We start from the raw sequence: 20,084 nt of genomic DNA on the forward strand, positions 1-20,084 counted from the left end.
TTTAAGAGTTTTTAACAAATAGCCTGCAATCTTTAACGCCATTCACAGGGAGTTGTATGCGCAAGGATTACCTGGCGTTCTTCGTTTCGCTGTTCCTGTCACGGCTGGCGGACCAGATTCTGCTGTTTATCGTGCCGCTCATCGTGTTCCAGACCACCAACAGCGTGAGCTGGGCGGGCCTGGCATTTTTTCTCGAGTCGCTACCGCGCTACCTGGCGTTCCCGGTGTGCGGGGCATTGTGCGACAAGTTCTCGCCAGTCCGCATCCTGCATATCAGCCAGGTCTACCGAGCACTGGCCTGCGTGGTCGCGGTAGCGCTGTACGGGGTGTTCGACGGCATTTACTGGATTGTGCTGCTGTCGGCGCTGTGCGGGGTGTTGACCACCCAGGGCATCATGGCGCGGGAAGTGCTGATGCCGCACATCTTCAGGCAGTACAGCTATACCAAGACGTTGTCCTATTCGCAGATTGCCGACCAGAGCGGCCTGGTGCTGGGCCCCTTGGTCGCGGCGCTGATGCTGCAAGTGTGGGCCTGGCATTGGGTGGTAGTGGGGGTTGCCGGGCTGTTTGTCCTGGCAGACCTGGCGATGCTGATCTGGCAACGCCATAGCCGGGTGCACCTGGAAACCTTCGAGCAACACCAGGATATCTGGCTGCAACCGCTGCGCATTGCCTTCCGGCATATCCGCAACCTGACGCAATTGAAGCGGATCATCACCCTGGCGGTCGGCGTCAACCTGATCATCGGTGTGACGCTGGCGACTTCGGCGGCAATGGTCACGGGGCACTTTGCCGCCGACAAGGGCGCCTATGCGTTGCTGCAAGCCGCGGGGGCCGTGGTGACCATCGCGATTCTGTTTTACCTGGCGCGCTGCAGCCTGCCGTTGAAGGTACTGGGTGGGTTGTCGTATTCGATGATTGCACTCGGGGCGCTGATCACCGCGCTCAGCCCCGGGCTCATGACCTATGCCGTGGGCTTCTTGCTGGTCACCGGTTTCGACAAAATGTTCAACGTGTACCTGCGCAGCACCCGCCAGCGCGTGATACCGGTGCAGGACTTTGGCAAGACGGTGGGCGTGCTCACCCTGCTCAACAACCTGGCCCAACCGCTGGCGGGCTTGCTGATCGCGTTGCTGGCGGCGCCCTGGGGCACGCAAACGGTGATCCTGCTGTTGACCGGGATCACCGCGCTGATCGGCGTCGCCGTGGCCTCAGGCTGGCACGCCACTGTGAAAGCGGAACTCGACGTCGGGTGACTCGATCAGTGCCTGCTCGGCCGCCCGCACCCGCTCGATCACCTGGGCGATGTCCTTGGCGTCGCCATACTGGTAGGCCAGCTTCAGGTAACCCTGGTAGTGCCGCGCTTCGCTCTTGAGCAAGCCGAAGTAAAACTTGCCGAGTTCCTCGTCCAGATGCGGTACCAGGGCTTCGAAACGCTCGCAACTGCGCGCCTCGATAAACGCGCCGACCACCAGGGTATCCACCAGCTTGACCGGTTCATGGCTACGCACAACCTTGCGCAACCCGGAGGCGTAACGCCCGGCATGCAACTGGCGCAACTCGACCTTGCGCTTCTTCATCAGGCGCATCACTTGCTCGTGGTGCACCAGCTCTTCCCGGGCCAGGCGCGACATCATGTTGATCAGGTCCACATGGCCGTGGTACTTGGCGATCAGGCTCAGGGCAGTGCTGGCGGCCTTGAATTCGCAGTTCTTGTGGTCGATCAGCAGGGTGTCCTGATCGGCCAGCGCGGCCTGCACCCAGGCGTCGGGGGTGGGGCAACCGAGGAATTCGTGGATTTCGGGCAGGTTCATCGGGCTCACGGGCAAAGGGTCACAAAAGGGCGCCGATTATACCGACCACGCCGCAGACCACCAGCCACTGGCCTTGATGTGCATCAACATGACGGCTGGCGAGCAGCAACTATAGTTGTCTAACGCCCCTTTTCTGGAGATCCCGACCATGCAAGCTATCCGCAGCATCCTGGTGGTCATCGAGCCCGAGCATTCGGAAAGCCTGGCCCTCAAGCGCGCCAAGCTGATCGCCGGGGTCACCGACGCGCACCTGCACTTGCTGGTCTGCGACAGGAAACACGAGCATTCGGCGCTCTTGAGCCTGCTCAAGACCGGTTTGCAGGGTGACGGCTATAGCGTCACCACCGAGCAAGCCTGGAATGACAGCCTGCACAAAACCATCATCGACGTGCAGCAGGCCGAAGGCTGTGGGCTGGTGATCAAGCAGCACTATCCCGACAGCCCGTTGAAAAAGGCCCTGCTGACGCCCGCGGACTGGAAGCTGCTGCGCTATTGCCCGACGCCGGTCCTGCTGGTCAAGACCTCGACGCCGTGGGCCGACGGCGTAATCCTCGCGGCCATCGACGTGGGCAACAGCGATGTCGAACACCGCGCACTGCACCACTCGATCATTGACCACGGTTTTGATATCGCCAGCCTGGCCAAGGCCCAACTGCATGTGATCAGCGCCCATCCGTCGCCCATGCTGTCGGCGGCGGATCCGACCTTCCAGCTCAAGGAAACCATCGAGGCGCGCTATCGCGAGCAATGCCAGGCGTTCCAGGCCGAATTCGACGTGGATGACGCGCACCTTCATATCAAGGAAGGCCCGGCAGATGTGCTGATCCCGCATACGGCGCACGCGCTCCAGGCCGCGGTGACGATCATCGGCACTGTCGCACGCACCGGGATTTCCGGAGCGCTGATCGGCAACACCGCCGAAGTGGTGCTGGATGCGCTGGAGAGTGACGTGCTGGTGCTCAAGCCGCAGGCGTTGATGGATCAGCTGGAAGAACTCGCAACCACGGCCTGACGCTGATCCTCGAAGGCAACCGAGATCCAATGTGGGAGGGGGCTTGCCCCGATAGCGGTGTGTCAGTCACAGCTGTTTGAGCTGACACTCCCTCATCGGGGGCAAGCCCCCTCCCACATTTGGATTTGTGTTGTCAGTCGGCGAACGCATCCCTCAGGAACGCCGGCGCGATATAGCGCTGGTAGTGCGCCTCGGACAGGATGAAGAACTCACGGTCGATGGCATCGCGCAGCTCTGGGAGCGCCCAGTCGCGAAACTCCGGCAGCAGCACCATGCCATAAGCCTCCAGGTTGTTGATCACCCGCGCCCCACGGGCAATCAACTGGTACGCCCAGCAGTACTCGGACTGGTGCGGCACAAAGCGAATCTTGCGTTGCTCCAGTTGCCCACGCAGGGTCTTGGGGTCGAAAACCTCCAGCTTGCCGGCCATCACCTGTACCAGCAGCTGCTCAAGCCTTAGCCATACCGCGCGTTTTTGCTCTTCGTTATACCCATTCCATTGGATCACTTCGTGGTGGAAGCGCTTGCAGCCGCGGCACACGAGATCGCCGTAAACCGTTGAGCACAGGCCTACGCAGGGGGTCTTGATGGTTTGATTGGACATGGGTGGCAACACACAAATCAGCGAAACAGTGCGCCATGTTAGCCCTTTGTCTAAGGTTGATCACCCAGCAAACTTAGTCAGGCAACTTACCTTTAGAAATTTTTTGCCGTAGAATCATCCGGCCTTGTAAGGCGCCAAACAATCCGCTGGAAGCTGTTTTCAAAGCGTCACGAGCACAGTCGTTCCTTCAGAACGGTGTTGGCGATGGTGATTACCCGGTAGGTAGTCCCAGCGCCAACCCTCATCAGCTCCGTTCTGCAGGCGTAAAACTTTGAAAGCAGCTTCTGTGAGGAATGCCGGCAGCGCTGGCTTTGCGGCCCAAAAAGCCCCCGAGCGCATGCGTGCCGTTCATTTCTGGATGAGCGTCCCGTGGGACCACTGATGAGGGTAATAACTGTGCTTGAAGCCTACCGCAAACATATCGAAGAGCGTGCAGCACTGGGTATCGTTCCCCAGCCGCTTAACGCCGAACAAACCGCAGGCCTGGTCGAGCTGCTGAAGAATCCTCCGGCTGGCGAAGAAGAACTCCTCGTTGACCTGATCACCAACCGCATTCCACCAGGCGTTGACGAAGCTGCCTACGTCAAGGCCGGTTTCCTGTCTGCCCTGGCCAAGGGCGAAGCCACTTCTCCCCTGATCGACAAGAAACGCGCTGTTGAACTGCTCGGCACCATGCAAGGCGGCTACAACATCGTGACGTTGGTCGAGCTGCTGGACGACGCCGAGCTGGCACCTGTCGCCGCCGCCCAACTCAAGCACACCCTGCTGATGTTCGATGCGTTCCACGACGTGGCCGAGAAAGCCCGCAACGGCAACGAACACGCCAAAGCCGTGATCCAGTCCTGGGCCGACGGCGAGTGGTTCAAAAACCGCCCGACCCTGGCCGACAAGATCAGCCTGCGCGTATTCAAGGTCACCGGCGAAACCAACACCGACGACCTGTCCCCTGCCCCGGACGCCTGGTCCCGCCCTGATATCCCGCTGCACGCCCTGGCCATGCTGAAAATGGCGCGTGAAGGCATTGTGCCGGACGAGCAAGGCAAGACCGGCCCGATGAAGCAGATCGAAGAAATGCGCGGCCAAGGCTTCCCGATCGCCTACGTCGGTGACGTGGTCGGTACCGGTTCTTCGCGTAAATCCGCGACCAACTCGGTACTGTGGTTCTTCGGCGACGACGTTCCTTACGTGCCGAACAAGCGCGCCGGCGGCTTCTGCTTCGGCAGTAAGATCGCTCCAATCTTCTACAACACCATGGAAGATGCCGGCGCACTGCCAATCGAATTCGACGTCACCAACATGAACATGGGCGACGTGATCGACCTGTACCCGCATGCTGGCAAAGTCTGCAAACACGGCACCGACGAAGTCCTGACCACCTTCGAAATGAAGACTCCGGTCCTGTTGGACGAAGTTCGCGCTGGCGGCCGTATCCCGCTGATCATCGGCCGTGGCCTGACCGACAAGGCTCGCGCCGAGCTGGGTCTGGGCCCTACCGACCTGTTCAAGCTGCCTGAAGCACCGGTCGACACTGGCAAGGGTTTCACCCTGGCCCAGAAAATGGTCGGCAAGGCATGCGGCCTCCCGGAAGGCAAAGGCGTTCGCCCAGGGACTTACTGCGAACCGAAGATGACCACCGTGGGTTCCCAGGACACCACCGGTCCGATGACCCGTGACGAACTGAAAGACCTGGCGTGCCTGGGCTTCTCGACCGACCTGGTGATGCAGTCCTTCTGCCACACCGCGGCTTATCCAAAGCCGATCGACGTGACCACCCACCACACCCTGCCTGACTTCATCATGACCCGTGGCGGTGTATCGCTGCGTCCAGGCGACGGCATCATCCACAGCTGGCTGAACCGCATGCTGCTGCCGGATACCGTCGGCACCGGTGGTGACTCCCACACCCGTTTCCCGATGGGCATCTCGTTCCCGGCCGGTTCCGGTCTGGTCGCGTTCGCCGCAGCCACTGGCGTTATGCCACTGGACATGCCGGAATCGATCCTGGTGCGCTTCAAAGGCAAAATGAAACCTGGCATCACCCTGCGTGACCTGGTTCATGCCATTCCTTACTACGCGATCCAGGCTGGCCTGCTGACCGTAGAGAAGAAAGGCAAGAAAAACGCCTTCTCCGGCCGCATCCTGGAAATCGAAGGCCTGAACGACCTGACGCTGGAGCAGGCTTTCGAGCTGTCCGACGCCTCGGCCGAACGTTCGGCTGCCGGTTGCACCATCAAGCTGTCGAAAGAATCCGTCACCGAATACCTGAACTCCAACATCACCCTGCTGCGCTGGATGATCGGTGAAGGCTACGGCGACGCACGCACCCTGGAACGTCGCGCCCAAGCGATGGAAGCCTGGGTTGCCAACCCGGAACTGATGGAAGCCGATGCCGACGCGGAATACGCCGAAGTCATCGAGATCGACCTGGCCGAAATCAACGAGCCGATCCTCTGCGCACCGAACGACCCGGACGACGCCCGTCTGCTGTCCAGCGTTGCCGGCGAGAAGATCGACGAAGTGTTCATCGGTTCGTGCATGACCAACATCGGTCACTTCCGTGCTGCCGGTAAGCTGCTGGAACAGGTCAAGGGTCAGCTGCCAACTCGTCTGTGGCTGTCGCCGCCGACCAAGATGGACGCTCACCAGCTGACCGAAGAAGGCTACTACGGCATCTACGGCAAGGCTGGCGCGCGCATGGAAATGCCGGGCTGCTCGCTGTGCATGGGTAACCAGGCACGTGTAGAGCCGAACTCGACCGTCGTATCGACCTCCACCCGTAACTTCCCGAACCGTCTGGGTGATGGCGCGAACGTCTACCTGGCGTCGGCTGAGCTGGCGGCAGTGGCCTCCACCCTCGGTCGCCTGCCGACCGTCGAAGAGTACATGGGCTACGCAGCGAAACTGGACACCATGGCCAGTGACGTCTACCGCTACCTGAACTTCGACCAGATCGCCGAGTTCCGCAAAATCGCAGCAAGCGCCAACATCCCGGTGATTCAAGCCTAAGGTGTGTTGATGTAAAGGACGCCGCGTATCGCAAGGTACGCGGCGTTTTTTTGTGCCTGGAATACTGTGGGAGGGGGCTTGCTCCCGATAGCGGTAGTTCAGTCAATAGCTCCAGTGACTGATTCACCGCTATCGGGAGCAAGCCCCCTCCCACACTACGCGCAAGCCCTCCCACACCATGCCTGCGTCACGCGTTGCTCACCTCAAGCGCCAACTGCACCGCGTCGTCGACACTCAAGCCGCTGAGCAGTACATGCGGCGCCAAAGCTTCAGGCAGTACCTGCAACACCTCGCGGGCATCATGCCGCACACGGGCCAGCACCAGGCGCTTGCCCTCCCCCCGCACCTGGGCAAAAAACACCGCCAGCGCTTCGATACTGGTGCCATCGAGGTCGGGCGACTCTTCCAGGCTCAGTACCACCGCCTGAACGGGTGCCTGGCGCATCAGGCGCAAGGCCGCCCCCAGGATGCGCTCGGCGTTCGCGAAAAACAGCGCTTCACTGGGCCGCACGATCAGCACGCCTGGCACTTCCACAGCATCGGCATGGTGCTGGCGATCGACAAAATCATGACTGTCACCCAGGCGCCCGAGCACCTGGATGTCCGCTGAGGACATCTGGCGCAACATCAACATCACGCTGATCGCCACGGCGAGCAACAAGCCATCCAGCACACCCAGCACCAGCACTGCCGCCACCGCGCAGACCACCAGCAAGCGATCGCGTCGCCACAGGAAATAGCGCCCCAGGGGCTGCAGGCTCAAACCACGCCCCAAGGCATAGATGACTACCGCCGCGAGCACCGGCTCCGGCGTCAACGCCACATACGGCAGCACCGTCAGCACGATCACCAATATCACCAGCGCCGCAACGATCCCCGCGAACCGTGAATAGGCGCCGGCCGCCTCATTGGCCGATGTCGCCGAATACCCGGCCCCCGCCGGCATGCCGTGGAACAACCCCGACACCAGGTTGGCCGCCCCCAGCGCCAGCAAATCACGGTTGGATGACACTCGGTCGCCATGCTTGAGGGCGAATGAGCTGATGGAGCCGTAGGACTCCGCGTACAAAATCATCACCAAGGCGAATGCCAGTTCGCCCAGGCGCAACCAGTCGGCAAACGGCAGTACCGGCAAATGCCCGAGTTCCAGGCGCAGGTCGATCATGCCGATCAGCGCCACGCCCTGGGCCTGCAGGCCCAGTAACTGCCCGGCCACGATGCCCAGCACCACGACCACCAGGCCACCGGGCACCCGTGGCAAGCGTGCGCACAGCCGCAACACCAGCAACGCCGCCGCCGCCACCAGCGCGGCGGGCCAGTTCCAGCGTGGCAACTGTTCGAGCAGTTGCGGCAGGAAGCGGATCAGGTTGTTATCGGTGAGATGGACGCCCACCACATTGGCCACTTGCTTGAGGATGATGGTCAACGCCAGGCCGAAGGCAAAGCCGCGCAACACCGGCTTGGCGATGAACGAGGTGACGCCGCCGAGCTTGAACAGCCCGGCCAGGAGAAAAAATACCCCAATGATCAGCACCAGCCCAAAGGCCAGGGAAAGCCTCAGCGCCGGGTCGTCACCGGCCAGGCTGGCCGTGGCCGCCGCCAGCACCGCCGCCGACGATGAGGTGGCCGAGACAATCGCAAAGCGGCTGCTGCCAAACAGGCCGTAGCACACCAGCCCGGCAAACAAGGCAATCACCCCGGCCTGGGGTGGCAGTGCGGCAATGCTGGAATAGGCCACCGCTTCCGGCAGCAGCAAACCGGCAATGGATAAGCCGGCGAGAATGTCCTGGGTGCGATTCGGCGGTATGACAACGGGCGTCTCGGTTGCAGTTTTCAAGCGGCCCCACTCCTCCTGGCAAAAACGTGCTCCAGCTTAGCGCTCATTGGCGTGTCGTGGTTGAGCCCCGTCAGGTTTTGCACGCGCAAAAAAAAGCCGATTCGCGGTGTGCGCGAATCGGCCTTGTGGGGTACAGCCGGGTGTCAGGACAGCAGCGAGTAAATCAGCGCGGTAATCGCCACCAGGCCGACGGCCGTGACGAATACGTTGGACGCCTGCCCACGGTACTTGGCCATGGCCGGCACCTTGCGGATCGCATACATCGGCATCAGGAACAGGATCGACGCAATGATCGGCCCCCCCAGGGTCTCGATCATGCCGAGGATGCTGGGGTTGAGCGTGGCCACCATCCAGCACACCACCAGCATGAAGGCGGCGGTCATGCGGTCCAGGGTCTTGGCTGCAGGGCGGCGGCCGCTCTTGACCACCAGGCCTTTCAAGCCTTCGCTGGCACCGATGTAGTGGCCCAGGAACGACTTGGCAATCGCCACGAACGCAATCAACGGCGCCGCGAAGGCGATGGTCGGGTTGTCGAAGTGGTTGGCCAGGTACGACAGGATCGACAGGTTTTGCGCCTTCGCTTCAGCCAGCTGTGCCGGCGACAGGGTCAGCACGCAGCTGAACACGAAGAACAGCACCATCACCACCATCAACAGGTGCGCACGGGACAGGATCTGCGAGCTGCGCTCATCGGCATGGGCGCCGTACTGGCGCTTCTGGTCCACCGCAAAGGCCGAGATGATCGGCGAGTGGTTGAACGAGAACACCATCACCGGAATCGCCAGCCACAGGGTATTGAGCAAAGCCGACGGTGCCGGGACCACGCTTGCCGTGCTGAGAATGCCGCCGGTCCAATGGGGGATCAGGTACACCGCCAGGAACAGCAAGGCGACGATAAACGGATACACCATCAGGCTCATGGCCTTGACGATCACCTGCTCACCGCAGCGAACCACTGCCAGCAGGCCGAGGATCAGCACGAATGCCAGGATCGCCCGGGGCGGCGGCATGATATGCAACTGGTGCTCCATGAAACTGCTGACGGTGTTGGTCAACGCCACGCTGTAGATCAGCAGGATCGGGAAAATTGCGAAGAAGTACAGCAAGGTGATCAGGGCACCGGCCTTGACGCCGAAGTGCTCTTCGACCACATCGGTAATGTCGGAGCCTTCGCGGCCGGACAAGACGAAACGGGTCAGGCCACGGTGGGCAAAGAACGTCATCGGGAAGGCCAGCAGCGCCAGGATCACCAGCGGCCAGAAGCCCCCCAGGCCCGCGTTGATCGGCAAGAACAAGGTGCCGGCGCCAATGGCGGTGCCGAACAGACCGAGCATCCAAGTGGTGTCCTGGTGGCTCCAGTTTGTGAGGGTTGCAGGTGTCGTTGCATAGCGTTCGTCGACGCTATTGGCCTGATCATTCATCCGGTCGGATCTCCGCATTTCCACAGCCGGGACGAGTCAGAAAAACCTGACAGGCAGCGCCCCAGCCATAACAGGGGCGCGATTGTCCGGGATTATCCTGAAGAAGCAAAGACTTAGCTGAGGAACGGTTATGCGACGCAGACGCGCAGGGGCGGCTACAGGCGGCGGTTTTAAAGGGCTCTGGCGTGACGCAGGATAATCCGGCCGTGCACAATTCTATTGGGGCCACATACCTGTCTTGTGAATGAGCGTCGCACGGCAGCAGCCTGGCGCACGCAATGACTGCCCGTTGACAGCCCCACGTCCATCCCAGCATGATCGGGGCATGAACCTGACTCAGCAATGCCTCACCCGTACCACCACCACGACCGCTCAAGGCGGGTCGTGCGGTTGCCGTGGGTGCTTGAACTAGCCACACACAGAATCAACCCAAGGCCCCGCCAGCAATGGACGGGGCCTTTTTATTGCTCCGTCCTCCGGCCACCACCAGGAGCACTACAATGACTGACGCCCTACTGATCATCGATATGCAAACCGGCTTGTACGATGGCCCGGACAAACCCTTCGAGCGCGAACGCGTACTGGGCACCATCAACCACCTGATCCAAGCCGCCCGCAATGCCGGCGCTCCGATCTTCGTGGCCCGCCACACCGGCCCTGCGGGTTCCCCCATCGAAGCGGGCAGCCCGCCTTGGCAGGTATGGCCCGCGCTGGATGTCGATGAAGCGCGCGACCACCTGTTCAATAAAACCCGCCCCAGTTGCTTCCTGGGCACGGACCTGGCGCAGCAACTGCACGCTGCACAGGTCAATCAACTGGTGATCGTGGGGATGAAAACCCAGTTCTGTATCGACACCACCTGCCGGGTGGCGGCAGAACTGGGGTTCTCGGTGCTACTGCCCGAAGACGGACATACCTGCATGGACACCCCGACACTGTCGGCCCAGGAAATCATCGAGCATCACAATGCAACGTTGGCGGGGGCATTTGTAAAACGGGTGAGAGCGACCGAGATAGCGTTCTGACAATACAAACCCTGTAGGAGCGAGCTTGCTTGCGACAATCGTAAACGCTATCACGCGAAACCTGACGGCCCCTCCCACCAGGTTTTTCGCGAACAAGCTCGCGCCTACAGTAATTTTTCCATCCAGACAAAACGCGCCGTCCTGCAAATCCCGCATACTCATGCCCTCAAACCCTTCAGGAAGAGCCTTCCGATGACCACCACTGTTCTGGTTCTGGTTGAAACCATCAACGAATACCTGCAAATCATCGAGAGCAACGACTTTCATGTGATCCTGGCACCGACGCCCGCCGAACGCGCCCAGGCCATCAAGACCCACGGCGGGCAGATCAAGGCCGTGCTGACCCGTGGCCCGCTGGGGCTGTATGCCGAGGAAATCGCCGCGCTGCCGTTGCTGGAGATCATTTGCGTGATCGGCGCCGGCTACGAACACGTGGACCTGCAGGCGGCGAGCAACCGCGGGATTGTGGTCACCAACGGTGCCGGGGTGAATGCACCGTCGGTGGCCGACCACGCCATGGCCTTGTTGCTGTCGCTGGTGCGCGGCATTCCGCAGACGGACGCGGCGGTGCGGCGCAGTGAATGGCCCAAGGTGATGCGCCCGTCCCTGGGCGGCAAGCAACTGGGCATTCTAGGGCTCGGTGCCGTGGGCCTGGAGATCGCCAAGCGCGCCGCCCTGGGGTTCGATATGCAGGTGAGTTACCACAACCGCCAGCCGCGCGATGACGTGGACTACACCTACTGCGCCAGCGCGGTGGAACTGGCGCGCACCTCGGACTTCCTGATCCTGGCCACACCCGGTGGCGCCGGAACTCGCCATCTGATCGATCGCATCGCCCTGGATGCGCTGGGCCCCAACGGCTACCTGGTCAATGTCGGGCGTGGCAGTGTGGTGGTGACCGCCGATCTGATTACCGCCCTTGAACAGCGCCGTATCGGCGGCGCGGCACTGGACGTCTTCGACGATGAACCCAAGGTCCCGGATGCCCTCAAGCGCCTGGGCAATACCGTGCTGACCTCCCACGTGGCCGGCCTGTCGCCGGAAGCGGCCCACGACACCGTGCAGCGGGTGGCTGACAACCTGGTGGAATTCTTCGCCGGCCGACCGGTACTGACGCCAGTGACCTTGCCGCCGCCCAATAAATGACCGATCAGGCACGCTGATCATCATCCAACACGCTAACCTATTAAGCCGCCCCGACCTTGTCGTTGGGCGGCTGTGCGCATTAGATTAGGAAATAGTCCAAGGCCTTTAGAATAAGCAGAAGGGATAAGCATGGCGCTGAACGACCAATCGACCCAGATTCGCCCAGGCGAAGAACTTGATGCCAGCCTGATCGATCCCTACCTCAAGGCCCACATCCCTGGCCTGAGCGGCACGCCCACCATCAGTCAGTTCCCCGGCGGTGCGTCCAACCTGACCTATCTGCTGGAATACCCTGGCCAGGAATTCGTCCTGCGTCGCCCGCCCTTCGGGCACAAGGCCAAGTCCGCCCACGACATGGGCCGTGAATACCGCATTCTCAACCAGCTCAAGGATGGCTTCCCGTATTGCCCCAAGGCCTACGTGCATTGCACCGACGAGTCGGTGATCGGCGCCGAGTTCTACGTGATGGAGCGTGTCAACGGCATCATCCTGCGCTCTGACCTGCCGGCCGAGCTGGGCCTGGACGCGACCAAGACCGAAGCCTTGTGCAAAAGCTTTATCGACAAGTTCGTCGAGCTGCACCAGGTGGACTACGCCGCTTGTGGCCTGGCCGACCTGGGCAAGCCCGAAGGCTATGTGGCGCGGCAGATTCGTGGCTGGAGCGACCGCTATGAAAAAGCCCTGACCCCCGACGCTCCGCGCTGGGAGGCCGTGCGCGCCTGGCTTAACGACAAGATGCCGGCCGACCACCCGACCTCCAGCATCGTGCACAACGACTACCGCTTCGATAACGTGATCCTCGACCCGCACAACCCGATGCAGATCATCGGCGTGCTGGATTGGGAACTGACTACCCTGGGCGACCCGCTGATGGACCTGGGCAACACCCTCGCCTACTGGATCGAAGCCGCCGACCCGGCGCCCGTGCAACGGATGCGCCGCCAGCCGAGTAACGCCCCCGGCATGCTCACCCGTCGCCAGTTTGTCGACTACTACGCCGAGCGCTCGGGCCTTGAGATCGACAACTTCGACTTCTACTACACCTACGGCCTGTTCCGCCTCGCCGGCATCGTGCAGCAGATCTACTACCGCTTTTTCCATGGCCAGACCCAGGACAAACGCTTTGCGCAATTCATCCAAATGAACACGCTGCTGGAGCAGATGAGCCTGAATGTCATCGGCAAATCCACGCTCTGATCGCCTATAACAAGGAGTCCCCATGTCCAAGACCCACCTGTTCGACCTCGATGGCAAGATTGCTTTTGTGTCCGGCGCCAGCCGTGGCATCGGTGAAGCCATCGCCAAGTTGTTGGCCCAGCAAGGCGCCCATGTGATTGTGTCCAGCCGCAAGCTCGAAGGCTGCCAGCACGTGGCGGACGCGATCATCGCCGACGGCGGCAAGGCCACCGCAGTCGCCTGCCACATTGGCGAAATGGAGCAGATCACCCAGGTGTTCGCCGGCATCCGCGAGCAGTTCGGGCGCCTGGACATCCTGGTCAACAACGCCGCGACCAACCCGCAGTTCTGCAACGTACTGGACACCGACCTCGGGGCCTTCCAGAAGACCGTTGACGTGAACATTCGCGGCTACTTCTTCATGTCGGTGGAAGCCGGCAAGCTGATGCGCGAGAACGGCGGCGGCAGCATCATCAACGTGGCCTCGATCAACGGCATTTCGCCGGGCGTGTTCCAGGGCATCTACTCGGTAACCAAGGCCGCCGTGATCAACATGACCAAGGTGTTCGCCAAGGAATGCGCCGAATTCGGCATTCGCTGCAACGCCCTGCTACCGGGCCTGACCGATACCAAGTTCGCCTCGGCGCTGGTGAAGAACGACGCCATCCTGAAAATGGCCCTGGCGCAGATCCCGCTCAAGCGCGTGGCCGACCCAAGCGAGATGGCCGGCGCCGTGCTGTACCTGGCCAGCGATGCGTCGAGCTACACCACCGGCGTGTCGTTGAATGTGGATGGTGGTTTCCTGTCCTGAGTGAGCCAGTGTTTCTACAGATCGATTTACGCGTAACCTTGGCGCAGATCGATCTGTCTCAGGATGAAACATGGAACTCCACATCGTCATCAACGGGCGTAAGGACCTGGCTGCCCAGCTTTATCAGCAGCTGCATGAAGCCATCGCCAGCGGGCGTCTCTCGGCAGGCGCGCAACTGCCACCCAGCCGCCTGCTGGCCGAGCAATTAGGCGTATCGCGCAAGACCGTGTCCGACGCCTACGCCACCTTGACCTATGAAGGCCTGCTGGTGGGCAAGATTGGCCGTGGCACCTTCGTCAACGCGTGGGCGCCACGGCCCAATCGCGTGCAGACCGCCACCGACCTGGCCTGCGCCGCCAACCTGGCGAAGTGGCAGTCGCTGCCTTCGCCCATGCACCACCCCACACGCGACAGCACGTTGCGCTACGAATTTATCGGCGGCGCCACCAGCCGTAACCAGTTTCCCCAGGATGAATGGCGGCGCTGCACCCAGGACGCGCTGCGGCGCATCGCCCAAAACAGTGGGTTCTACAGCCAGCCCGAAGGGTTGCCGGAATTGCGCAGTGCCATCGCCGGGCATATCGCGTTTTCCCGTGGGGTCAAATGCCACGACAGCGACATTGTGGTCACCAACGGCGCGCAGCAGGCCTTGGACCTCATCGGCCGCGTGGTGCTGGAACCGGGCAGCATCGTCGCCATGGAAGACCCCGGCTACAGCCCCGCGCGCCAATTGTTCATGGCGATGGGGGCCTGGGTCATTGGTGTTCCCGTCGATGAACAAGGCATTCAGGTCGACCAGATCCCCGATGGCACGCGACTGATCTACGTCACGCCGTCGCACCAATTCCCACTCGGCATGCCCATGAGCCTGGCACGTCGCGAAGCCTTGCTGGCACGCGCATTCGAGCTGGGGGCGATCATCATCGAGGACGACTACGACAGCGAGTTCCGCTACGAAGGCCGCCCCACCGATTCCCTGCAGAGCCTGGACACGCGTGGCGTGGTCACCTACGTCGGCACCTTCTCCAAAACCCTGCTGCCCGAGCTGCGCCTGGGTTATGCGGTGCTGCCCCCGGCGATCTACGGTGCGGTGCTCAAGGCCAAGCAATTGACCGACCAGCACAGCTCCACATTGCCGCAATGGGCGCTGGCCAAGTTCATCAGCGAAGGCTATTTGCTCAAGCATATTCGCCGCTGCCACACCGTATATGCCGGGCGCCGCGAGCGCATCTTGCAGCGCCTGGCGGGCGACCTTGCGCCGTGGTTCGAAGCGGTGCCCACCGTGGCCGGCTTTCATATGGCGGCGTTGTGCAAGGTGCCGGTGGATATCCCCTTGCTGATGGCATTGGCGCGCCAGGTCGAAGTGGGCCTCTATCCGCTGAATGTGTTCTTCCATGACACACCGATTCGCCAGGGCTTGATCATTGGTTTCGGCGCCATCGAAATCCTCGACATCGACCCGGCGCTGGATAAGGTGCGCGATATCCTCCAGCAGATTGGCTAAGGGGTTTTCCACCGGATTGGTCATTGGTCGCACGAAAATCCCGGCGTACGGTGGGCAGGTCTCGAACTTCTCGGAAACGTCGCCATGAAACGCCTGCTCGCCACCACCCTGATGCTCGCCTCGCTCAGCGCCTTTGCCCACGAGCCCGTGTACAACCAGGAATCGATCAAGGTCCTGCAAGAACACGCGCTGACCAATGTGCCCGGCAAGAAAACCCTCATGCTCACCGTGGACTACGCCCCCGGCCAAGCCACCGTGCCCCATAGCCACACGGGCACGGCCGTGGCCTACGTGCTCGAAGGCGCGATCACTTCGCGGGTCAATGATGAGAAAGCGAAAACCTACAAGGTCGGCGAATCGTTCTACGAACCCGCTGGTTCGCGACACTTTGAATCCAGCAATGCCAGCCAGACCCAGCCGGCCAAGTTGCTGGTGGTGATAGTGCTGGACGACAAGGCCGAAGTGCTGACCCCTCTTCCAAAATAATCAGCCGCCCCCCCAATCAGAAGTATGGGTGGGGGTGCTAAATGTGGGAGGGGGCTTGCCCCCGATAGCAGTGGGTCAGTTAACAAATAAGTGACTGACACTCCCTCATCGGGGGCAAGCCCCCTCCCACATTTTTTACCGAGTACACCAGGCACAACTCTGGTCGGTTCCAAGGCAGCCAAAGCCAGAGCAAAAGCAGACTCAGATCGACCTGATGTATGCAGATCCAAATGTGGGAGGGGCGGTGCGACGATTCGACTTGCCCCCGATGGCGCTGGGTCAGTTAACAAATAAGTGACTGACACTCCCTCATCGGGGGCAAGCCCCTCCCACATTTTTTAACTGCGGTTTGTCTGTGGCTCACGGGCGTTTGAACTGGCGGCGCAATTCTTCGATCTTTGGGCGGCACGCACACCCATCAAGGTGATCGTTGATCATCCCCATCGCCTGCATCAGCGCATACATCGTGGTCGGGCCCACAAACGTCCAGCCGCGTTTCTTCAAGGCCTTGGATAAGCGCACCGAGGCGGGTGAAGTCGGATTGCCGGTCCAGTAGGCCAGGTCCACCACTGCCGGACGCTCTTCAGGGCCAGGTTCGAACGCCCACAACCACTGCGCCAGCGAGCCGGTCTCGTCCACCAGCTCACACGCCCGGCGTGCATTGTTGATCGTGGAAACGATCTTCGCCCGATTACGCACGATGCCCGGATCTTGCATCAAGCGCTCGATATCCGCCGCGCCGTACTGCGCCACCCGGCGAAAATCAAAGCCCTCGAACGCCACCCGAAACTGCTCACGCTTGCGCAGGATGGTGATCCACGCCATGCCCGCCTGAAAGCCTTCCAGGCAAATCTTCTCGTACAGCTGAACATCATCCGCCACCGGCACGCCCCACTCGCGGTCGTGGTACCGAGGGTATTCCGGCGCCGCCGTGCGCCAGGTGCAGTAGACCTGTCCGGTCTCATCGGTGCTCAGTCCTGGTGTATCCATCCATCACCTCACATGCCAGGTCGCGGATGATAAGCGAAAAAATTTCCACGCGGCCAACCGCTCAAGCGCCGCCCTCCACGACCAACTGGTCAGACCGGAACCTGTCAACCGACGAAGAATGACTTGTTATTTCAAAAATACCTGGCCTAGACTGGCGACGCACTGGACTTACCGGTATGACCACAACAATTAAGCCCTGGAACCACCGGGGCACCGAATAGAGATCACTCCCATGCTCAGATGGTGCTCGCGTTCGATTTTCCTGCAAGTCGTGATTGGCCTGATGCTCGGCATCGCCTGCGGCCTTGCCCTTCCCGAATTCTCCTCGCAACTCAAACCCCTGGGTGACGGCTTTATCAAGCTGATCAAGATGCTGATCGGCCTGATCGTGTTCTGCGTGGTGGTCAGCGGTATCTCCGGCGCCGGTGACTTGAAGAAAGTCGGGCGCATCGGCCTCAAGTCGGTGATCTACTTTGAAGTGCTGACCACGGTTGCCCTGGTGATCGGCCTGGTCATGGCCTTCAGCACCGGCATCGGCACCGGAGCCAATATCCACCTGGAACAGCTCTCCTCCGCGGGCCTGCATGAACTGGCCGACAAGGGCCAGCACATCAAGGGCACCAGCCAGTTCCTGATGGACCTGATCCCCAACTCGGTGATTGGCGCCTTTGCCGATAACAATGTGCTGCAAGTGCTGCTGTTTTCGGTGTTGTTCGGCAGCGCGTTGAACCTGGTGGGCGAAGCGGCTTCCGGTATCACTCGGCTGATCAATGAACTGAGCCACGTGATTTTCCGCATCATGGGCATGATCGTGCGCCTGGCGCCGATCGGCGTGTTTGGCGCGATCGCCTTCACCACCAGCACCTACGGGCTGGACTCCCTGCAACACCTGGGCAGCCTGGTGGGCCTGTTCTACCTGACCTGCTTTGCGTTTGTCGCGCTGATCCTCGGCCTGGTGATGCGCCTGTCGGGCCTGCGCATGTTGCCGTTGCTCAAGTACCTGCGTGAAGAGCTGCTGATCGTGATGGGCACCGCCTCCTCCGATGCGGTGCTGCCGCAGGTCATGCGCAAACTCGAACACCTGGGCATTGGCAGCTCCACCGTGGGCCTGGTGATTCCGACCGGGTATTCGTTCAACCTCGACGGTTTCTCGATCTACCTGACCCTGGCCATCGTGTTTATCGCCAACGCCACCGGCACGCCACTGTCGATGACCGACCTGCTGACGATCTTGCTGGTGTCGCTGATCACCTCCAAGGGCGCCCATGGGATTCCCGGCTCGGCGCTGGTAATTCTGGCGGCCACCCTTACAGCCATCCCGGCGATTCCGGTGGTCGGCCTGGTGCTGGTATTGGCGGTGGATTGGTTCATGGGCATCGGCCGTGCGTTAACCAACCTGATCGGCAACTGCGTCGCCACCGTGGCCATCGCCCGCTGGGAAAAAGACATCGACATCCAGCGCGCCAACAAAGTGCTGGACGGCCAGCAGGGTTATGCCTTCCAGGCTAAAAAGCCGGTAGTGCCAGCGCATCAGGAATTCTAGAACGCTAACGCCTTCCACTGTAGGAGCGAGCTTGCTCGCGAAGATCGTCAACGATAACGCGGGCATTCTGGATGCACGCGGTGACTTGAAGTTTTTCGCGAGCAAGCTCGCTCCTACAGTGCAGGGATTATTCATTTTTAAGGAGCGCACGACGTGATCAGCACCTCAACCGTCGTCAATTCAGTCGTAGAAAAACTCCGCGCCGCCTTGGCGCGGGGTCAGTGGCGCCGGGGCGAAATGTTGCCCGGTCAGCGTGAACTGGCCGAACAGATGGGCATCAGCCGCCCCAGCCTGCGCGAGGCCGTGATTGTGCTGGAAACCCTCGGCCTGGTGCGTTCCATGCCCGGCAAAGGCGTGGTCGTGCTGGAAACCAGCATCAGCGAACCGCAATCGAGCGACGCTGTGGCCGACGCCAGCCTGGAAGACATCCTGCAACTGCGCTACACCCTCGAACCTTTCATCGTCGGCCTGGTGGCCCAGTCCATCAGCAGCAAGGAAGTCGGCCAACTGCGCCTGACCCTGATGGACATGCGCGAAGCCCTCGACGCCGGGGATGCCGAAGCCGGCATGAACGCCTACCTCGATTTTCACGAAGAACTGTTTGCGCTCACCTCCAACCCGATCTTCCAGAACGTGGTGCAACAAACCAGCAACGCCCTCAAGCAAAGCGCCCAGGTGCTGCGCAATTCCCCCGAGCACCTGGCCGAACGCCTTCAGGAAAACGAAGCCGTAGTACGCGCCATCCGCAACAAAAACAGCGCCCTGGCCAGTGCCGAAATGCGCCGGCACATCCTCCAGGAAGGCCTGCGCATGGGCATTCGCTTGAACATCCCGGACGACCATCTGGGCAGTTGATTTTTTTGGAGACCGGCCATGACCGCCCACGCCTTGCAACGTGCCCCCCTTGTCACTGCCCTGCCCAGCATGCGCCTGGTGGGCGCTAAAAAAACCTCGGTGGATGACATCTACCCACGGCTGTTCGACGCCATCCTCGAACAACGCATCGCCCCCTCCAGCCGCTTTACCGAAGAGGGCCTGGGTGAAACCTTTGGCGTCAGCCGCAGTGTGATTCGTCGCGTGCTGGCCAAGCTTTCCCATCAACAAGTGATCATCCTGCGCCCCAACCAACGCGCCCAGGTGGCGGCGCCGGACGCGCAGCAAACACGGCAGATCCTGGAAGCGCGGCGACTGACCGAAATCACCGTGGTGCAACTGGCCTGCGCCCAAGCCACGCCGATGCAAATCCGGCAGTTGCGCGAATTGATCGCACGCGAGCGTGACGGCATCGAACGGGACCTGCGTGGGCCGGCGATTCGCTTGTCGGGGGAGTTTCATCTGAATTTGGCGGCCATTGCCGGGAATGGGCCACTGGCGCAGTTTCTCAACAGCCTGGTACCGTTGACGTCGCTGATCATTGCCCAGTACGAAACGAAAGCCTGCACGTATTGCGCGTGGCAGGAGCATGAGGCGATTGTGGATGCGGTGGAGCAACGCGACTCAAGCACCGCAGTGGCCCTGATGACCCAGCACCTGGATCACCTGGAAGCCAAGTTGCTGAAACACCATTAATCTCCAGATAAAACGAGATCAAAATGTGGGAGGGGGCTTGCCCCCGATAGCGGTGGGCCAGTCATGAAGAGGCTGGCTGACACTCTGAAGTGCGCCCCAAAAGCTGGACAGCTGTTGGCTAGGCTACAGCGGACCGGGTC

17 protein-coding genes and 1 pseudogene are annotated in these 20,084 nt (G+C 61.2%); 13 read left to right on the top strand and 5 right to left on the bottom strand.

Annotation, left to right across the window (positions count from 1 at the left end; genetic code table 11):
- Nucleotides 1-56: 56 nt before the first annotated feature.
- Nucleotides 57-1,256 carry an MFS transporter gene (locus ACODSV_RS26595; protein WP_150055297.1) on the top strand — a complete coding sequence of 400 codons (1,200 nt, stop codon included), beginning with the start codon at nucleotides 57-59 and terminating at the stop codon, nucleotides 1,254-1,256.
- On the opposite strand, the gene ACODSV_RS26600 is transcribed toward ACODSV_RS26595, so the two are convergent.
- Nucleotides 1,212-1,814 (bottom strand): MiaE family protein, encoded by a 603-nt coding sequence (locus ACODSV_RS26600; protein WP_024075888.1) that lies wholly within the window; start codon nucleotides 1,812-1,814, stop codon nucleotides 1,212-1,214. The two genes, ACODSV_RS26595 and ACODSV_RS26600, sit on opposite strands and share 45 nt — an antisense overlap.
- 148 nt (nucleotides 1,815-1,962) lie before the next feature.
- On the opposite strand from ACODSV_RS26600, the gene ACODSV_RS26605 reads away from it, so the two are divergent.
- Nucleotides 1,963-2,826, top strand: a complete 864-nt coding sequence (locus tag ACODSV_RS26605; RefSeq protein ID WP_024075889.1) for a universal stress protein — start codon at nucleotides 1,963-1,965, stop codon at nucleotides 2,824-2,826.
- A gap of 133 nt (nucleotides 2,827-2,959) precedes the next feature.
- Here the strand turns inward: ACODSV_RS26605 and ACODSV_RS26610 are convergent, their stop codons facing one another.
- On the bottom strand, nucleotides 2,960-3,430 hold the full coding sequence (locus ACODSV_RS26610) for a DUF1289 domain-containing protein (RefSeq protein WP_024075890.1): 471 nt from the start codon (nucleotides 3,428-3,430) through the stop codon (nucleotides 2,960-2,962).
- 396 nt (nucleotides 3,431-3,826) lie between these two features.
- Between ACODSV_RS26610 and acnB the strand changes: the two genes are divergently transcribed.
- Complete coding sequence (acnB, locus tag ACODSV_RS26615) at nucleotides 3,827-6,436, top strand: bifunctional aconitate hydratase 2/2-methylisocitrate dehydratase (protein ID WP_069076303.1); 2,610 nt, start codon at nucleotides 3,827-3,829, stop codon at nucleotides 6,434-6,436.
- Between the two features lie 187 nt (nucleotides 6,437-6,623).
- On the opposite strand, the gene ACODSV_RS26620 is transcribed toward acnB, so the two are convergent.
- Nucleotides 6,624-8,273, bottom strand: a complete 1,650-nt coding sequence (locus ACODSV_RS26620) for a SulP family inorganic anion transporter (RefSeq protein ID WP_150054097.1) — start codon at nucleotides 8,271-8,273, stop codon at nucleotides 6,624-6,626.
- A gap of 143 nt (nucleotides 8,274-8,416) precedes the next feature.
- A complete protein-coding gene (locus tag ACODSV_RS26625) occupies nucleotides 8,417-9,694 on the bottom strand; it encodes a serine/threonine transporter (RefSeq protein ID WP_024075893.1) in 1,278 nt (425 codons plus the stop codon).
- Between the two features lie 500 nt (nucleotides 9,695-10,194).
- Between ACODSV_RS26625 and ACODSV_RS26630 the strand changes: the two genes are divergently transcribed.
- The 6 genes from ACODSV_RS26630 (at nucleotide 10,195) to ACODSV_RS26655 (ending at nucleotide 15,842) form a co-directional block, all read left to right on the top strand.
- Nucleotides 10,195-10,719 carry a cysteine hydrolase family protein gene (locus tag ACODSV_RS26630; protein WP_069076305.1) on the top strand — a complete coding sequence of 175 codons (525 nt, stop codon included), beginning with the start codon at nucleotides 10,195-10,197 and terminating at the stop codon, nucleotides 10,717-10,719.
- Between the two features lie 192 nt (nucleotides 10,720-10,911).
- Complete coding sequence (locus ACODSV_RS26635; RefSeq protein WP_024075894.1) at nucleotides 10,912-11,865, top strand: 2-hydroxyacid dehydrogenase; 954 nt, start codon at nucleotides 10,912-10,914, stop codon at nucleotides 11,863-11,865.
- A gap of 129 nt (nucleotides 11,866-11,994) precedes the next feature.
- Nucleotides 11,995-13,062 carry a phosphotransferase family protein gene (locus tag ACODSV_RS26640; RefSeq protein WP_150054096.1) on the top strand — a complete coding sequence of 356 codons (1,068 nt, stop codon included), beginning with the start codon at nucleotides 11,995-11,997 and terminating at the stop codon, nucleotides 13,060-13,062.
- A 22-nt stretch (nucleotides 13,063-13,084) separates the two neighbouring features.
- Nucleotides 13,085-13,852 (top strand): SDR family oxidoreductase, encoded by a 768-nt coding sequence (locus tag ACODSV_RS26645; RefSeq protein WP_024075896.1) that lies wholly within the window; start codon nucleotides 13,085-13,087, stop codon nucleotides 13,850-13,852.
- A 70-nt stretch (nucleotides 13,853-13,922) separates the two neighbouring features.
- Complete coding sequence (gene pdxR / locus ACODSV_RS26650; protein WP_150054095.1) at nucleotides 13,923-15,356, top strand: MocR-like pyridoxine biosynthesis transcription factor PdxR; 1,434 nt, start codon at nucleotides 13,923-13,925, stop codon at nucleotides 15,354-15,356.
- A gap of 84 nt (nucleotides 15,357-15,440) precedes the next feature.
- Complete coding sequence (locus ACODSV_RS26655) at nucleotides 15,441-15,842, top strand: cupin domain-containing protein (protein ID WP_024075901.1); 402 nt, start codon at nucleotides 15,441-15,443, stop codon at nucleotides 15,840-15,842.
- A gap of 360 nt (nucleotides 15,843-16,202) precedes the next feature.
- Here ACODSV_RS26655 and ACODSV_RS26660 read toward each other — a convergent pair whose 3' ends face one another.
- Complete coding sequence (locus ACODSV_RS26660) at nucleotides 16,203-16,832, bottom strand: DNA-3-methyladenine glycosylase I (RefSeq protein ID WP_150056529.1); 630 nt, start codon at nucleotides 16,830-16,832, stop codon at nucleotides 16,203-16,205.
- Nucleotides 16,833-17,064: 232 nt separating this feature from the next.
- Here ACODSV_RS26660 and ACODSV_RS26665 point away from each other — a divergent pair, with 232 nt between their 5' ends.
- The 4 genes and pseudogenes from ACODSV_RS26665 (at nucleotide 17,065) to ACODSV_RS26680 (ending at nucleotide 19,944) form a co-directional block, all read left to right on the top strand.
- Nucleotides 17,065-18,375 carry a C4-dicarboxylate transporter DctA gene (locus ACODSV_RS26665; RefSeq protein ID WP_024075903.1) on the top strand — a complete coding sequence of 437 codons (1,311 nt, stop codon included), beginning with the start codon at nucleotides 17,065-17,067 and terminating at the stop codon, nucleotides 18,373-18,375.
- A gap of 31 nt (nucleotides 18,376-18,406) precedes the next feature.
- Nucleotides 18,407-18,496, top strand: a pseudogene (locus ACODSV_RS26670) (outer membrane lipoprotein carrier protein LolA); the annotation flags it as partial.
- Nucleotides 18,497-18,528: 32 nt separating this feature from the next.
- Entirely contained in the window at nucleotides 18,529-19,230 is a 702-nt protein-coding gene (locus ACODSV_RS26675) for a FadR/GntR family transcriptional regulator (protein ID WP_024075905.1), read from the top strand.
- Nucleotides 19,231-19,248: 18 nt separating this feature from the next.
- Nucleotides 19,249-19,944 carry a GntR family transcriptional regulator gene (locus ACODSV_RS26680; RefSeq protein WP_069076312.1) on the top strand — a complete coding sequence of 232 codons (696 nt, stop codon included), beginning with the start codon at nucleotides 19,249-19,251 and terminating at the stop codon, nucleotides 19,942-19,944.
- Nucleotides 19,945-20,084: the final 140 nt, after the last annotated feature.

Source organism: Pseudomonas sp. FG86 (genome assembly GCF_057808775.1).

Bases quoted from the DNA above. Each gene is read 5' to 3' on its own strand.
- ACODSV_RS26595 (WP_150055297.1), top strand. From the start codon at position 57: ATGCGCAAGGATTACCTGGCGTTCTTCGTTTCGCTGTTCCTGTCACGG.
- ACODSV_RS26600 (WP_024075888.1), bottom strand. From the start codon at position 1,814: ATGAACCTGCCCGAAATCCACGAATTCCTCGGTTGCCCCACCCCCGAC.
- ACODSV_RS26605 (WP_024075889.1), top strand. From the start codon at position 1,963: ATGCAAGCTATCCGCAGCATCCTGGTGGTCATCGAGCCCGAGCATTCG.
- ACODSV_RS26610 (WP_024075890.1), bottom strand. From the start codon at position 3,430: ATGTCCAATCAAACCATCAAGACCCCCTGCGTAGGCCTGTGCTCAACG.
- ACODSV_RS26625 (WP_024075893.1), bottom strand. From the start codon at position 9,694: ATGAATGATCAGGCCAATAGCGTCGACGAACGCTATGCAACGACACCT.
- ACODSV_RS26630 (WP_069076305.1), top strand. From the start codon at position 10,195: ATGACTGACGCCCTACTGATCATCGATATGCAAACCGGCTTGTACGAT.
- ACODSV_RS26635 (WP_024075894.1), top strand. From the start codon at position 10,912: ATGACCACCACTGTTCTGGTTCTGGTTGAAACCATCAACGAATACCTG.
- ACODSV_RS26640 (WP_150054096.1), top strand. From the start codon at position 11,995: ATGGCGCTGAACGACCAATCGACCCAGATTCGCCCAGGCGAAGAACTT.
- ACODSV_RS26645 (WP_024075896.1), top strand. From the start codon at position 13,085: ATGTCCAAGACCCACCTGTTCGACCTCGATGGCAAGATTGCTTTTGTG.
- pdxR (WP_150054095.1), top strand. From the start codon at position 13,923: ATGGAACTCCACATCGTCATCAACGGGCGTAAGGACCTGGCTGCCCAG.
- ACODSV_RS26655 (WP_024075901.1), top strand. From the start codon at position 15,441: ATGAAACGCCTGCTCGCCACCACCCTGATGCTCGCCTCGCTCAGCGCC.
- ACODSV_RS26660 (WP_150056529.1), bottom strand. From the start codon at position 16,832: ATGGATACACCAGGACTGAGCACCGATGAGACCGGACAGGTCTACTGC.
- ACODSV_RS26665 (WP_024075903.1), top strand. From the start codon at position 17,065: ATGCTCAGATGGTGCTCGCGTTCGATTTTCCTGCAAGTCGTGATTGGC.
- ACODSV_RS26680 (WP_069076312.1), top strand. From the start codon at position 19,249: ATGACCGCCCACGCCTTGCAACGTGCCCCCCTTGTCACTGCCCTGCCC.